Genomic DNA, 15,201 nt, shown 5'->3' with positions numbered 1-15,201 from the left:
GTGAAATGAGTGTTTTAATTATTGCAGAACATAATAACCAGCAATTGAATCCTGCTACCTTGAATGCAGTTACGGCGGCGGCTAAATTGGGCGAAGTGCACCTTTTAGTGGCCGGCCATCAGGCGGCAGGTGTTGCCGAAGCGGCCAAGCAAGTGCCCGGTGTGGCTAAAGTGCTGCTTGCCGATGCGCCCTACTATGAAAACGGTTTGGCTGAAGAAATTGCGCCTTTGGCAGTGAAATTGGCTGGTGATTATCAACATATTGCCGCTACGGCAACAACTTTTGGTAAAAACCTATTGCCGCGAATTGCTGCTCTTTTGGATGTGCCACAAATTTCCGATTTAACCGAAGTGGTTGATAATAAAACATTTATTCGGCCGGTTTATGCGGGCAATGCCTTTGAAACCGTGCAAAGCGATGCGGCTAAATTGGTGCTGACTTTCCGTGCTACCGCTTTTGAAGCGGCACCCTCTTCGGGTGGTAATGCCGAAGTGGTTGCGGTAGAAGCCGCCGATCAGCAAAATTTAAGCCGTTTTGTATCGCAAAAACTGATTCAATCCGACCGCCCCGAGTTGGCACGGGCCGATATCGTGGTTTCCGGTGGTCGTGCTTTGGGTAGTGCGGAGCAATTTAATGCCGTGATTACCCCACTTGCCGATGCTTTGGGTGCGGCGATAGGTGCCTCACGTGCTGCAGTTGATGCCGAATATGCACCGAATTCCGCTCAAGTCGGTCAAACCGGCACGGTAGTGGCGCCGAAACTTTATATTGCGGTTGGTATTTCCGGTGCCATTCAACATATTGCCGGTATGCAAGACAGCAAAGTGATTGTGGCGATTAATAAAGATCCTGATGCACAGATTTTTAATGTTTCAGATTATGCACTTGTGGGCGATTTGTTCCAGATTGTGCCTGAGCTGATTTCGGCCTTAAAAGCTTAACTGTTTCACGTGAAACATATCTGAACCGTGAGAACCCGATGAAGGTTTAATCTTTCATGGTGATGTATTAATATTAAAAGGTATTGTTTCGCAAAGGCATCAGGCCGTCTGAATAGTAGGTTCAGACGGCCTGATATTTTGGGAGAGAGACGATGACTACTTTACATAACCCCGAGCAAATTTCTTTTGCTTCTGACAATTATTCAGGTGTACATCCTGAGATTCTTTCTGCACTTTCCGATGCCAATGGTGGCCATGTTGGCGCTTATGGCAATGATCCCTACACCGCTTATTTACGAACCTTGGTTAAGCAGCATTTCGGCGAACAGGCCGAGGCCTGGCCGGTGTTTAACGGTACAGGTGCTAATGTGTTGTCTTTGCAAGCTTGCCTACCCCGTTGGGGCGCGGTGATTTGTGGTGAATCTGCGCATGTTAATGAAGATGAAAGCAATGCGCCGCAAGCAGTTGGCGGGTTTAAATTATGGACGGTTCCTGTTGAAGAAGGAAAAATCAATACTGATCTAATTGCGCGCGAAGCGCACGGATACGGCTTTGAGCATCGGGCACAACCTTTGGCCGTCAGCATCACGCAAAGTACCGAATGGGGTACGGTTTATCAGCCGTCTGAAATCGAAGCCATCAGTGCTTTGTGCCGCAAACACGGTATGGCGCTGCATATGGATGGTGCGCGTTTGGCCAATGCCGCCGCTTCGTTGAATGTGCCTTTGCGTGAGATAACTACTGATGTGGGTGTGGATATTCTTTCTTTCGGCGGCACTAAAAACGGTTTGCTTTTTGGCGAGTGCGTGGTGGTTTTGAATCCGGAAAAAGTTTCAGACGGCCTGAAATATCTGCGTAAATTAAACCTGCAATTGGCTTCTAAAATGCGCTTTATATCCGCCCAATTAATCGCATTATTGGAAAAAGATTTATGGTTGAAGAGTGCGCAACATGCCAATGCAATGGCAACACGCCTTGCTGACGGTTTGCAACAGATTGAAGGGGTGTCGCTGAAATATCCGCAACAGGCTAATGGTGTATTTGCACGGTTGCCGAAAGGTGTTGCCGATACGGTTCGAGAGCATTTTGCTTTTTATGATTGGGATGAACAGGGTACGGTTCGCCTAATGTGTAGCTTTGATACTCAACCGGAAGATGTTGATTTATTTTTAGCTTTGGTGCGTAAAGCTGTTAACGGGGCCATCTGAAATGGCGGTAACCACTTATCGAACCATTGCTTCCCCTGCCCAATCCGAATTTAAAGATAAAGGCAGCCGCTTTATTGCGTTTGCTTATCCGGTTCGGACTGCGGCGGAGGTGAAGCAATATGTGGATAGTTTGCGCAACGAACATCATAAAGCGCGCCATTGGTGCTATGCCTACCGTTTAGGTACCGACGGCATGCAATTTCGTGCCAATGATGACGGCGAACCTTCGGGCAGTGCCGGGCGGCCGATTTTAGGGCAGATAGATTCGGCGGAACTCACCGATATTTTAGTGGTTGTGGTTCGCTATTTCGGCGGAACATTATTGGGTGTGCCCGGTTTGATTCATTCCTATAAAACGGCCACGGTAGAAGCGCTTAAATCTGCGGAAGTTGTTGAAAAAAATATTGAAAAAATAGTTTGGCTACGCTGCGATTACCCGAATTTAAACGATGCCATCCGAATTGCCGGGCAATATCAGGCCAATATTATTGAACAGGATTTGCAACTGGATTGCCGGTTAACTGTGAGCATTCCGTTGGCAAACTATGATGCCTGTGTCGCTGCCTGGCAGCATACACGGGCGATTGATATACGGTTTGAACAAATGGAAGAAACTGCAGATTAAAATAGAATCGGTATGTTTGTAGTTGTACAATTGTTTTTTATTGGTTGGTGTCGTTTAATAAATGGTTTTAATTCTGTGGGCAGACCGTTTGAAATGTTTCAGACAGCCTGCCCTGTTGATGTGGAAATCGGCTATAATCTAACGTTTCAATTCACGGTCAGAGCACCTTCATTTATCAAGGAAACCCTATGAAATTACTCGTTATCGGCGGCGGCGGACGCGAACATGCGTTGGCGTGGAAATTGGCACAATCCTCTAAAGTGGAAACGGTTTATGTTGCGCCGGGTAATGCCGGCACGGCGGTTGAACCGAAGCTGCAAAACCTTGAATTAACCGCTCATCGTGAATTGATTGAATTTTGCCAACGCGAAAATATCGCCTTTACATTGGTAGGCCCCGAAGCACCGCTGGCAGCCGGCGTAGTAGATGATTTTCGTGCGGCCGGTTTGAAAATCTTCGGCCCGACCCGTGCCGCCGCGCGTTTGGAAAGTTCTAAAGATTTTGCCAAAGCATTTATGGCGAAATATGCAATTCCGACCGCACAATATCAAACCTTTGAACATGCCGAACAGGCACATGAATATGTGCGCAGCAAAGGGGCGCCGATTGTGATTAAAGCCGATGGTTTGGCTGCCGGAAAAGGGGTGATTGTCGCCGAAACCGAAGAAGCCGCCCATGCCGCCATTGATGATATGTTGTTGGGCAATAAAATGGGCAATGCCGGCGCCCGTGTGGTGATTGAAGACTTTTTGCAGGGCGAGGAAGCCAGCTTTATTGTGATGGTGGACGGCGACCATGTTTTACCGATGGCAACCAGCCAAGATCACAAACGTTTGCTGGATAACGACCAAGGGCCGAATACGGGCGGTATGGGCGCGTACAGCCCCGCGCCTGTGGTAACCCCTGAAGTATACGAGCGTGCCATGAATGAAATTATTTTGCCGACCGTGCAAGGTATGAAATCAGAAGGTAATGATTTTACAGGGTTTTTATACGCAGGTTTAATGATTGATTCGTCTGGCGCACCGTTTACCATTGAATTTAACTGTCGTTTCGGTGATCCGGAAACGCAGCCGATTATGAGCCGCTTAAAAAGCGATTTATCCGATTTGGTTGCGGCCGCTATTGATGGCAAACTGGATCAGGTTGAAGCGCAATGGTATGACGAAACTGCGGTGGGTGTGGTTTTGGCGGCAGCCAATTATCCCGAATCACCGAAAAAAGGCGATGTGATTACCGGCTTGGAGGCTGCAAACCAAATCGGCAAAGTATTCCATGCCGGCACTGCAGCCGATGAATCCGGCAATATTGTCACCAACGGCGGACGTGTTTTGTGCGTGGTTGGCTTGGGCGATGATGTTGCTTCGGCAAAAACCAAAGCATATAGAGCGTTAGCTGAAATTCATTTCGACGGCATGCAATACCGGACCGATATTGCCGATAAAGCCATTAAGCGTTAATCGGTTTTGAGGTAAATGAGGCCGTCTGAAAACTTTTTCAGACGGCCTCATTGTTGGTATTGAATTAAAATAAAGTAGATTGTATTAAACAGTATGCCAAGCCTGCATGCATTGGTTTTCAGACGGCTTATTTCTATAAAGACAATATCAATCTTCATCTATCTCAAATAATGAATGTCGGTTTTTTTCGATATATTATGTTGTGGCATAGCCCGACTGTTTAATACAAGAATATGCCGTAAAAAGAAATAGCTTGTCGTGAAATAAATTGATAGCATAAACGCCTATGATAAAACACACCTGTTTCCTTTCTGCCGCTGCCCGTATCAAACTTTCCGCCCATTTAAAACGCGGCGGACTGCTGGCTTACCCTACCGAATCGTGCTACGGCTTGGGCTGCCTGCCTACTCATGTGCGGGCGTTGCAAAAACTGGTTCGTATTAAAAAGCGGCCGCAACATAAAGGCATGATTGTGATTGGCAGCAGCTTGCCGCAATTATTGCCTTTATTAAAAAGGCCGTCTGAAAATACGGCCGCTATGCTCGCTGCCGAATGGCCGGCCGCGAAAACCTTTCTGCTGCCTTGCCGCCGTTTACCGATGCTCCTGCGCGGACGGATGCGCGATAAGCTGGCCGTACGCGTGCCTGCGCATCAGGGTGCGCGGGATGTGTGTGCGATACTTGATACGCCGCTGGTTTCGACATCATGCAACCGTTCCGGCCGCCGTCCTTGCAAAACTTTGCGAGAAGCGAAAAGGCAGTTCGGGCGTGATGTATGGATTGTCGGCGGGCGTATCGGCAACCAAAAATCCCCCAGTCAGATTATTGATGGGGAAACCGGAAAGCGGCTGCGTTAAAGCCTTATTGGGCTAAGGTTGGGGTTTGATTGGTGTGGGCAAGCATGCGGTTATAAGCATGGAAGTCTGAAAATAAAATAATGGGTTACTTTATTTCTATAATGCTAACTATTTGAAAATGATATTAAAAGGCCGTCTGAAAACATATTCAGACGGCCTTTTCTAACAACAATCGGCAAAAATAATGTTTAATTGCGGATTCTGTTTAAAACTTCTTCTTTGCCAATTAATGCCAATACGGCATCTATGCTCGGTGTTTTGGCTGTGCCGCACACGGCCAACCGCAAGGGCATACCGAGTTTGCCCATTTTAATGCCTTCTTCTTCGCAGAAAGGTTTGAATAAATCATGAATGGCTTCGGGATTCCAGTCGCTCAATGCTTCCAGTTTATCGGCAAAGCGCAACATCCGCGCCTGAGTGTCTTCATCCCAATGTTTTTGCATATCGGCTTCGCTAGGCGTGCCTTTTTGGTAGAAATAAATACACTCGTCGGCCAAAGTATTTAAATCTTGGGCGCGGTCTTTCACCAAATCTAAAACATCTTCCAGCAAGGGCTTCTCGGTTTCTTCCACACCGCGAACCGCCAAACGGGGGCGGATCAATTCCGCCAATTCGTTATCGGGTGTCGCTTTAATGTGCTCGCCGTTAATCCAATATAGTTTTTTCATATCCATACGGCTGGGAGACGGCGAAACGTCTTTTAAATCAAACCATTCGATAAACTGCTTCATGGTGAAGAATTCATCGTCGCCGTGTGCCCAACCCAAGCGCGCCAGATAGTTCAACATTGCGTGCGGCAAAATACCCATTTGGCCGAAATCGGTAATGGCTACGGTATCACCGCTGCGTTTGGATATTTTTTTACCCTGCTCGTTCAGAATCATCGGCAGGTGGGCATATTCAGGCAGTTTAGTGCCCATTGCTTTTAAAATGTTGATTTGTTTCGGGGTGTTGTTGACATGATCATCACCGCGAATCACATGAGTCACGCCCATATCATAATCGTCAACCACCACGCAGAAGTTATAAGTGGGTGTACCGTCGGCACGGGCGATAATCAAATCATCTAAGGCCGAATTAGGAATGCTGATTTCGCCTTTCACCAAGTCATACCAAGTGGTTGTGCCCTCAATAGGCGTTTTAAAGCGGATAACAGGCTCGACATCGGCGGGAATCGGCGGAAGTGTTTTACCGGACTCAGGCCGCCAGCGGCGGTCGTAAGTGGCCGTGCCGTTTTTTTCTGCCTGTTCGCGCATGGCTTCCAGCTCTTCTTTGCTGCAATAACAGTGATAAGCCTGTCCTTGCTGTAAAAGCTCGTTCAGCACTTCTTTATAACGTTCGAAACGGCGGGTTTGATAAATCACATTATCGGCATTGTCGTAATCCAAACCGACCCACCGCATGCCGTCTAAAATAATATTGACGGATTCGGCAGTGGAACGTTCTAAATCGGTATCTTCGATACGCAGCAGGAATTCACCTTTGTGTTTTCTGGCAAACGCCCAAGAAAACAGCGCAGTGCGGACGCCGCCGATATGTAGGTAGCCGGTGGGGCTGGGGGCAAAACGGGTGCGGATAGTCATGGAAATGCTCCGATAATACTGAAAGTTGTATTGTATAGAGGGGCGGTGAAATATGCTATAGCTAACGGTAGCCTGATTGGGCAGAGTATGCACGATATTTTAATGAATATAACCATGAATCCGGTATTTTTGCTTAATAACGGGCACAGCCGATAAGTATGAGCAGGTTTTTCTCTATTTTTAAGTTTTCAGACGGCCTTTGCCCGAATAGATAAAAAGGCAGAAAAGGCGTACAATAACACCCAAATATTCAACTATTCGGGCAGTATCAAACCGCCTGATTTTTTTTGGAAAATAATATGAGTGAACAGCCTTCTATCCCCGAGCAAAACGAAACGCAATTGGATGAAAACCAAATCATTGCCTTGCGTCGTGAAAAACTGAATGAAATCCGTAAAAACGGTATTGCTTTCCCTAATCAGTATCGGCGTGATGCGTTTGCCGGTGATTTGCAAGAGCGCTACGGCAATCTGGAAAAAGCCGAGTTAGACCCGCAAGCCATTCCGGTTAAAGTGGCCGGCCGCATGATGCTGAAGCGGGCGATGGGTAAAGCCAGTTTTGCCACCATTCAGGATATGAGCGGCCAGATTCAGGTTTATGTGAATAATCAGGGTGTGGGTGAAGACGTTCATAATGCGTTTAAGCATTGGGATTTGGGCGATATTATCGGCATTGAAGGCACATTGTTTAAAACCAATCATGGTGAATTAACCGTGCGCGCAAGCAAGCTGCATTTGTTAACCAAATCTTTGCGCCCCCTGCCCGATAAGCATAAAGGCCTGACCGATCAAGAGCAAAAATACCGCCAGCGCTATGCCGATTTGATTACGAACCAAGATTCGCGCGATGTGTTTATCAAGCGCAGTAAAATCATTCAGGCCGTGCGTAATTACATGGTTGGCGAGCGTTATCTGGAAGTAGAAACGCCGATGATGCACCCGATTCCGGGCGGGGCTACGGCCAAGCCGTTTATTACTCATCATAACGCGCTGGATATTCCGCTTTATCTGCGGATTGCACCGGAATTGTATTTGAAACGGTTGGTCGTCGGCGGTTTGGAACGCGTGTTTGAAATCAACCGCAGTTTCCGCAATGAGGGCATGAGTACCCGCCATAACCCCGAATTCACGATGATGGAATTCTATGAGGCGTTTTCAACCTACGAGCGTATGATGGAAATGACCGAAGGCGTTATCCGCAATGCGGCGTTGGAAGTGTGTGGAACGGCCAAGTTAAGCTACAACGGCAAGGAAGTGGATTTGGAAAGCCCGTTTGAACGCTTAACCATTCTCGAAGCAATTAAAAAATACAATCCGCAATATACTGACGAACAGCTTAACGATGAAGCATGGTTGAAGCAGGAAATTGTGAAACACGGCGAGAAAATTCCACCGTCGCCCGGTATCGGCAGCCTGCAATTGGCGCTATTTGAAGGTTGTGCCGAAGGCCAATTGTGGAACCCGACCTTTATTGTGGATTATCCGGTTGAAGTTTCCCCGCTGGCGCGTGCATCCGATACCAAGCCCGGCCTAACCGACCGTTTCGAGCTGTTTATCGTCGGTCGCGAGCTGGCAAACGGCTATTCGGAGTTAAACGATCCCGAAGATCAGGCCGCCCGCTTTAAAGCGCAAGTCGCGCAAAAAGATGCCGGCGATGATGAAGCAATGCATTATGATGCCGACTATATCCGCGCTATGGAATACGGTTTGCCGCCCACCGGAGGCAGCGGTATCGGTTTGGATCGCTTGGTGATGTTGTTAACCGATGCGCAATCTATCCGCGATGTGATTCTGTTTCCGCAAATGCGTCCGGAATAATACTTCTAAACTAATTTAATGGATAAAGTGAGGCCGTCTGAAAGCTTTCAGACGGCCTTTTATTTGGGTTTTAATAAGCGGTTTTATATCACTAGATTTCATTGGTATATAGATTGGTTTTTACCTATTGTGAGGAATATGGCTGTCTGAAAAATAGTATTTATCGGTTTTCCATATCGTTTATAAACAATTTTAATGTTTCCAAATAGGAAATGAATGTTAAATAAAATTGGTATTTATCAATTTATGGTTGTTTTATAAAATACACACATCAACATAACAAGCAGCAAGTTTCAAAACGTTGTTTGACTTTTAACTACATAAAACACGATACATAATGAGGATAATCATCATGAAAAAAACCATACTTACTTTCGCCGCTTTAGCTACTTTAGCCACTTCTTTTGCTTCTGCCCGCGGTGCGCATATGCCTAAATACGACTATGCCAATGATTCAGGCCCGATTGCCGGTTTACAAGCAACCAATAATAATAAAGAAGACAGCATCCAATTTATTGCACCGCGTACCGGAATTGATGATTCTGTTTTCCAATATAATTATGAACACTTGGGTCGTACTGAAAGCCGTTAATAAATAACTGAGTGTTTATTGAAGGGATAAGAAGGCCGTCTGAAAAAAGTTTCAGACGGCCTTCTTGATCTTAATAGGCTAACCTTTTTATGCTGTTTTTCAAGCGATTAAAGGTATAAAGGAAGCGGTTGTGAATGAAATAAAAGAATAGATATGTGGAAAATAAAACAACCGTATCTCAGTGTGAAATACGGTTGTTTGGTTATTTTTATATCGTTGTTTCAGACGGCCTTCTTGATCTTAATAGGCTAACCTTTTTATGCTGTTTTTCAAGCGATTAAAGGTATAAAGGAAGCGGTTGTGAATGAAATAAAAGAATAGATATGTGGAAAATAAAACAACCGTATCTCAGTGTGAAATACGGTTGTTTGGTTATTTTTATATCGTTGTTTCAGACGGCCTTAGCCGGCATTTTCATTGATAAAGTCCACACCATTTAATTGAGAAGTCAGCACTGCTTGGCGTAAAGCGGATAGTGCTTTGGGGCGTACGAAGTTGCGGCGGTATGCCAATACGACGCGACGGTGCGGCGCTTCGCCCTCAAAGGGAATGATGCTGAACAGCATATGGTCGTTTTCGGTTAATGCCGTAGCCGGCAATACGCTGATGCTTAATCCGCTGGCAACCATGTGACGGATGGTATTGATGGAACTACCCTGTAGGGTATTAGTGAGCCCTTGAATTTTTTGGCGAGAAGCCAATTCGGAGCAGCTTGCCAACACCTGATCGCGCATGCAGTTCCCCTCGGTGAGCAACAATACCTGCTCTTGTGACAGCATTTCGGGGGTAATCGTATCCAGCTCTTCGAAATGATGGCCTTTCGGCACAATCACAAAAAACGGCTCATCATATAAAGGCTCGGTGACAATGCCGGGTTCTTGATAAGGCTCGGCTACGATAAGCGCATCCAAATCGCCGCGTTTAAGTGATTCAGTGAGAATTTGGGTGTAATTCTCATCCAACATCAGAGGCATATTGGGTGCGGTTTTTCGCAAGGAAAGAATCAGTTTGGGCAGCAGATAGGGGGCAACGGTAAAAATCAAACCGAGCTTGAGCGCGCCTTCCAACTCGTTTTGCTCTTCGCTGGCAAGGTGCTTAATCATATCGGCTTCTTCTAACACCCTACGGGCCTGAGCAACAATGCGCTCACCCGCTTCAGTGGTGATAATGTCGTTGCTACTCCGGTCAAACAGCGATACGGCCAGCTCCTCTTCCAATTTTTTGATGGCAATCGAAAGAGTAGGCTGGCTGACGAAGCAGCGACGGGCGGCGCGCCCGAAATGACGCTCCTGTGCTACTGCGACAATGTAACGCAATTCTGTTAAAGTCATGCTTCTTCAGCCTTTTTTTGCTCCGGCAGGGTTATATTCAATTCGAGCACATCCATGCCGTTTTGTTTTTCTTGGGAAATACGGATATCGTCCAAAGATACGTGAACGTATTTGGACAATACTTCCATCAGTTCTTTTTGCAGGGTTGGCAGATAATCGGGCGCCTGTTCTTTGGCACGCTCTTGCGCAATAATGATTTGTAGGCGGTCACGAGCAACGGCAGCCGTTTTATTTTTTTTGCCAAACAATAAATCAATCAATGACATTGTTTAACCTCCGAATAAGCGTTTGAAGAAGCCTTTTTTCTCGGCTTCGAGGAAACGCATTTCTCGGTTTTCACCCAACAATCGCGACACGACATCTTTATAAGCTTCCGCCGCAACGACTTCGTTTTGATGAATAACCGGTGCGCCCGAGTTAGATGCCTGCAATACGTTTTGCGATTCCGGAATCACGCCGATTAACGGAATGCGTAAAATATCACAAATATCTTGAACGGAAAGCATTTCGCCTTTTTCAACCCGTTCGGGTGAATAGCGGGTAATCAGCAGGTGTTCTTTAACGGTTTCGCCTTGTTCGGCTCTACGGCTTTTGCTTTGCAGAATGCCCAAAATACGGTCTGAGTCGCGTACGCTGGAAACTTCCGGATTGGTGGTAATGATGGCTTCATCGGCAAAATAAAGTGCCATCAGCGCACCTTGCTCAATACCGGCCGGAGAGTCGCAGATAATGTATTCGAAGCTCATATCATTAGCGAGCTCTTTTAATACTTTTTCCACACCTTCACGGTTTAAAGCGTCTTTATCGCGGGTTTGCGAAGCGGGGAGGATGTAGAGGTTGTCGGAATGTTTGTCTTTAATCAGTGCCTGAGTTAGCGAAGCTTCACCTTGGATAACGTTGATTAAGTCGTAAACCACACGACGTTCGCATCCCATAATCAGGTCGAGGTTACGCAAACCCACGTCGAAGTCGATAACGGCGGTTTTATGGCCGCGCAGAGCCAAACCGGAGGCGATACTGGCGCTGGTAGTGGTTTTGCCTACGCCGCCTTTACCTGAAGTTACTACAATGATTTTTGCCACGATGTTTCCTTTATTGAGCAATCAAAACAATTATTCTTCGTCTATGGCACTAATGACCAGACGGTTCTCTTGGAGCGATACCTGCACGGCTTTTTTATGGAGGTGCGCCGGCAGGCTTTGTTCGAAATTACGGTATATTCCCGCTACCGATACCAATTCGGCCTGCATGGAATGAATAAAAATTCTGGCATCACGGTTGCCCGTTGCGCCGGCCAATGCACGGCCGCGCATGGCGCCGTATACATGGATATTGCCGTCGGCAATAATTTCCGCACCTTCGTTTACGATGCCGGTAACGATTAAATCGGCATTTTCAGCATAGACCTGTTGTCCGGTTCGAATCGGGGTGCTGACTAATACCGTCGGCTTGCTGATAACGGTTGCCTGAACCTGTTCGGATGCGGCAGGTGCGGTTTTAGCCGGTGGTTCGGAAATTTTACTGTCATTACGGCTGAAGGTCAGATGATAGGCTTGGGCGTGTGCCGCCCATGCTTCATTTTGATGACGCAGGCCGATGATTTGCAGGCCGTAACGGGCAAACAGCGACACAATGCCGGGAATATTTAATTCGCCGGGGCTGTTGAATTCCTGTACATCCAATAAAAACAGCATACTGCCGAGTTCTTTGTGTTGGCTGACACGCTGTTGTAAAAAATCTTCCAATTCCCCTAAGTCCGCAGTATGTAACTGTACGGAAAGCACATCAAGACGTGCTGATTTCACTTCAAAAGCTGTTTTCATTTTAAAGGCAGTCATAAAAAAATTTAATGGGGCTAAGTTTACCGTGTTAACCTTAGCTATTCAATCCGTTAGAGCCATCTGAAATGAAAAAAAGCTTCCATATTGTCGGTATGGGCCGTGTCGGGCAGACTTTTGCCGCCGTTTTGCCGAAAAGCGGCAGGTGGAAATGGGCTGCTGCGGTTTCCCGAAAAAACAAACCCGGCGTTTTGGCAGACTATTCAGCCAATATGATAGTTCCCCGTATCCAAGATCTGCCGCCGGCAGACGCAGTATTAATCGCTACGCCGGATAATGTATTGAAAAATACGGCCGCACAAGTGGCTCAACTGCCTTGGTTGGCCAATGAAACTTTAGTAATGCATTTCAGCGGAGCAAAAACAATATGCGTATTAGATGAAGTTGTCAAATGCGGTGCGACAGTCGGCAGTTTACATCCTGTTTTCGCATTTGCCGATGTAGAAAAATCCATACGGGAATTGGCGGGAAATTTATGTGCTTTAGAAGCGGCCGATGCCGAGGGTATGACAAAACTACATGAGTTGGCTGAAGCTGCCGGATTGCGAGCATTTGAAATTTCTTCGCAACAGAAAGCCCGTTATCATGCGGCTTTGTCGGCGGCGTCTAATTTTTCGGTTACGTTGGCGGCGTTTGCCCAAGATTTATTGGCACCGCTACATTTTTCAGACGAATTGGTGAGAGAGCTGGTGTCCGGCTTAATGAGGCAGAGTGTTGACAATCTGGCCGAACTGCCGCCTTTATCGGCACTCACCGGCCCTATTGTGCGGGGAGACGATTCGACGGTAGAAGGGCATTTGTCGGTGATGGATGAAGCCGAGCGGCAGAAATACCGTATTTGGGCGGCCGCAACATTGGATTTGGCACGTCCGCGTTTGGGTAGCGGGCAAATCAACGCATTAGAAAAAGTGTTGAATCTTTCAGACGGCAAGGCACATTAAATTTGAGCCTGCCAGTTTTGAACCTGCCGTAATACGCCTTCGGTGCTCAAGCCTAAATCATCAATCAGCCGTTTGGGGTCGCCGTGTTCGGTAACCGTATCGGCCACGCCCAATAATAGGGTCGGTTTGCAGATATTGTGTTTGGCCAATACTTCCAATACCGCACTGCCCGCACCGCCTTGTGCGGTATTTTCTTCAATGGTAACCAGATAATCGTGCGATTGTGCCAAGCTGCAGATTAAGGCTTCGTCTAAAGGTTTCACAAAGCGCATATCGGCTACGGTGGCATCCAATGTTTCTGCCGCTTCGAGTGCGGTTTGTACCATACTGCCGAATGCGATAAATGCGGTTTTTCTACCTTCGCGTTTGATTAATCCTTTGCCGACGGGCACGGTATTCAGGCCGTCTGAAACATCGGCACCGATACCCGAACCACGCGGATAGCGTACCGCAGCCGGGCCGTCTATCTGATAGCAGGTTGATAGCAGCAACCGGCATTCGTTTTCATCGCTCGGTGCGGCGATGACCATATTTGGTACGCAGCGTAAGAAACTTAAATCATATAAACCGGCATGGGTAGGGCCGTCGGCACCGACGATGCCGGCACGGTCGATCGCAAATAAAACCGGTAGGTTTTGTAAGGCAATATCGTGAATCAGTTGGTCGTAGCCGCGTTGTAAAAAGGTGGAGTAGATGGCGACAACAGGCTTGCTACCGCAACAGGCTAAGCCACCGGCAAAGGTAATCGCATGCTGTTCGGCAATGCCGACATCAAAATAACGCTCGGGGAACTGTTTTTCATATTCGACCAAGCCGCTGCCTTCCCGCATGGCGGGGGTAATGGCGATTAAGCGGCTGTCGGCGGCGGCCTGATCGCACAACCATTTGCCGAAGATTTGCGTATAAGTCGGTTTGGCGGCCGGTTTCGGTGTGCTGGGTACGGTTTCTTTATTGTCTTGTGCCAGTGTGGAAACGGCATGGTATTTGACCGGATCATTTTCGGCCAGTTTGTAGCCTTGCCCTTTCTTGGTAATCACATGCAGGATTTGCGGGCCTTTTTTATGGCGCAAATCCTGAAGTACTTCCACCAGATTATCGACATTATGACCGTCGACCGGGCCGGTATAGTGAAAGCCGAAGTTTTCAAACAGTGATAAAGATTGTTTTACGTGCTCCGCTTCGCCTGCGATGGTTTTGATTCTGTGTTCGACTTTTTGGGCGATTTCCAAGGCACCCGGCAGTTTATCCAATACTTTGGTGGATTGGGCTTTAATCGTGCTCAACAGCCCGTGCATATCGCGCACCACATTGCGGGCAAGGTATTTGGGCAGGGCGCCGACATTGGGTGAAATCGACATTTCGTTGTCATTGAGAATTACGAGCAGATCAATATCCATATCGCCCGCACAATTTAAGGCTTCGAAAGCTTGGCCTGCCGTCATGGCACCGTCGCCGATAATGGCGACACTGCGTTTATCATTGCCGGCCAGTTTGTCTGCCACTGCCATGCCGAGTGCGGCTCCTATCGAAGTAGAAGAATGGCCGACTCCGAAAGCGTCGTATTCGGATTCGCTGCGTTTGGGAAACCCTGCCAAACCGCCGTATTTGCGCATGGTGTTCATGCGGTCTTTGCGGCCGGTCAGGATTTTGTGCGGATAGCTTTGATGACCGACATCCCAAACCAAATGGTCTTCCGGCGTGTTGTAAACATAATGTAGCGCAACCGTCAGCTCGACCGCACCGAGATTGCTGGCGAAATGCCCGCCCGTTTGCCCGACCGATGCCAAGAGAAAGGTACGCAATTCTTCTGCTACTTGCGGCAGTTGTTTGGCATCTAGGCCGCGTAAATCTTCCGGCAGGTTAATGGTGTCGAGTAAAGGGGTTTGGCTCATGGTGTGGTCTTTATTTTGGCTGGATAACGGCGTATAGCGTGTCATTATAGCAAGAGATTGTATAGCGGGGTATGCACCGGCCGTCTGAAAGCCCTATGCTTGTCAATAAATAAAATT

General features: G+C 47.5%; 14 protein-coding genes. 8 read left to right on the top strand and 6 right to left on the bottom strand.

Annotated features, from left to right (window positions below):
• Nucleotides 1-5 precede the first annotated feature (5 nt).
• The 5 genes from D0T92_RS01145 to D0T92_RS01125 all read left to right on the top strand — a co-directional run bounded on the left by D0T92_RS01145 (nt 6) and on the right by D0T92_RS01125 (nt 5,090).
• Nucleotides 6-941: an electron transfer flavoprotein subunit alpha/FixB family protein gene (locus D0T92_RS01145; RefSeq protein ID WP_151049426.1), complete on the top strand. Its 936-nt coding sequence runs from the start codon at nt 6-8 to the stop codon at nt 939-941.
• Nucleotides 942-1,093: 152 nt separating this feature from the next.
• Nucleotides 1,094-2,149: a threonine aldolase family protein gene (locus tag D0T92_RS01140; protein WP_151049424.1), complete on the top strand. Its 1,056-nt coding sequence runs from the start codon at nt 1,094-1,096 to the stop codon at nt 2,147-2,149.
• A gap of 1 nt (nt 2,150) precedes the next feature.
• Complete coding sequence (locus D0T92_RS01135; protein WP_151049422.1) at nt 2,151-2,774, top strand: IMPACT family protein; 624 nt, start codon at nt 2,151-2,153, stop codon at nt 2,772-2,774.
• A 188-nt stretch (nt 2,775-2,962) separates the two neighbouring features.
• Entirely contained in the window at nt 2,963-4,234 is a 1,272-nt protein-coding gene (purD, locus tag D0T92_RS01130; protein ID WP_151049420.1) for a phosphoribosylamine--glycine ligase, read from the top strand.
• Between the two features lie 286 nt (nt 4,235-4,520).
• The gene (locus D0T92_RS01125) at nt 4,521-5,090 is read left to right on the top strand and encodes an L-threonylcarbamoyladenylate synthase (protein ID WP_151049418.1); all 570 of its coding nucleotides are present in this window, start codon (nt 4,521-4,523) and stop codon (nt 5,088-5,090) included.
• 188 nt (nt 5,091-5,278) lie between these two features.
• Here the strand turns inward: D0T92_RS01125 and gltX are convergent, their stop codons facing one another.
• Nucleotides 5,279-6,673 (bottom strand): glutamate--tRNA ligase, encoded by a 1,395-nt coding sequence (gltX, locus tag D0T92_RS01120; protein WP_151049416.1) that lies wholly within the window; start codon nt 6,671-6,673, stop codon nt 5,279-5,281.
• Between the two features lie 299 nt (nt 6,674-6,972).
• Here gltX and lysS point away from each other — a divergent pair, with 299 nt between their 5' ends.
• Both lysS and D0T92_RS01110 read left to right on the top strand, forming a co-directional pair.
• Nucleotides 6,973-8,490 (top strand): lysine--tRNA ligase, encoded by a 1,518-nt coding sequence (gene lysS, locus D0T92_RS01115; protein WP_151049414.1) that lies wholly within the window; start codon nt 6,973-6,975, stop codon nt 8,488-8,490.
• Between the two features lie 352 nt (nt 8,491-8,842).
• Nucleotides 8,843-9,082 carry a hypothetical protein gene (locus tag D0T92_RS01110; RefSeq protein WP_151049412.1) on the top strand — a complete coding sequence of 80 codons (240 nt, stop codon included), beginning with the start codon at nt 8,843-8,845 and terminating at the stop codon, nt 9,080-9,082.
• Between the two features lie 401 nt (nt 9,083-9,483).
• Here the strand turns inward: D0T92_RS01110 and D0T92_RS01105 are convergent, their stop codons facing one another.
• The 4 genes from D0T92_RS01105 to minC are packed head-to-tail and all read right to left on the bottom strand — an operon-like array spanning nt 9,484 to nt 12,236.
• A complete protein-coding gene (locus tag D0T92_RS01105) occupies nt 9,484-10,413 on the bottom strand; it encodes a hydrogen peroxide-inducible genes activator (protein ID WP_151049410.1) in 930 nt (309 codons plus the stop codon).
• A complete protein-coding gene (gene minE, locus D0T92_RS01100; protein WP_151049408.1) occupies nt 10,410-10,679 on the bottom strand; it encodes a cell division topological specificity factor MinE in 270 nt (89 codons plus the stop codon). Before minE ends, D0T92_RS01105 begins: the two co-directional genes overlap by 4 nt.
• 3 nt (nt 10,680-10,682) lie before the next feature.
• The gene (gene minD, locus D0T92_RS01095; protein ID WP_151049406.1) at nt 10,683-11,495 is read right to left on the bottom strand and encodes a septum site-determining protein MinD; all 813 of its coding nucleotides are present in this window, start codon (nt 11,493-11,495) and stop codon (nt 10,683-10,685) included.
• Nucleotides 11,496-11,525: 30 nt separating this feature from the next.
• Entirely contained in the window at nt 11,526-12,236 is a 711-nt protein-coding gene (gene minC / locus D0T92_RS01090; RefSeq protein WP_151049404.1) for a septum site-determining protein MinC, read from the bottom strand.
• An 83-nt stretch (nt 12,237-12,319) separates the two neighbouring features.
• Here minC and D0T92_RS01085 point away from each other — a divergent pair, with 83 nt between their 5' ends.
• Nucleotides 12,320-13,192, top strand: coding sequence for a Rossmann-like and DUF2520 domain-containing protein (locus D0T92_RS01085; RefSeq protein WP_151049402.1), 873 nt, complete (start codon nt 12,320-12,322; stop codon nt 13,190-13,192).
• Here the strand turns inward: D0T92_RS01085 and dxs are convergent.
• Nucleotides 13,189-15,084, bottom strand: a complete 1,896-nt coding sequence (dxs, locus tag D0T92_RS01080) for a 1-deoxy-D-xylulose-5-phosphate synthase (RefSeq protein WP_151049400.1) — start codon at nt 15,082-15,084, stop codon at nt 13,189-13,191. The two genes, D0T92_RS01085 and dxs, sit on opposite strands and share 4 nt — an antisense overlap.
• Nucleotides 15,085-15,201 lie beyond the last annotated feature (117 nt).

The sequence above is a fragment of the Neisseria zalophi genome (genome assembly GCF_008807015.1).
GTDB lineage: Bacteria > Pseudomonadota > Gammaproteobacteria > Burkholderiales > Neisseriaceae > Neisseria > Neisseria zalophi.
This window is presented reverse-complemented; position numbering and strand designations above follow the sequence as displayed.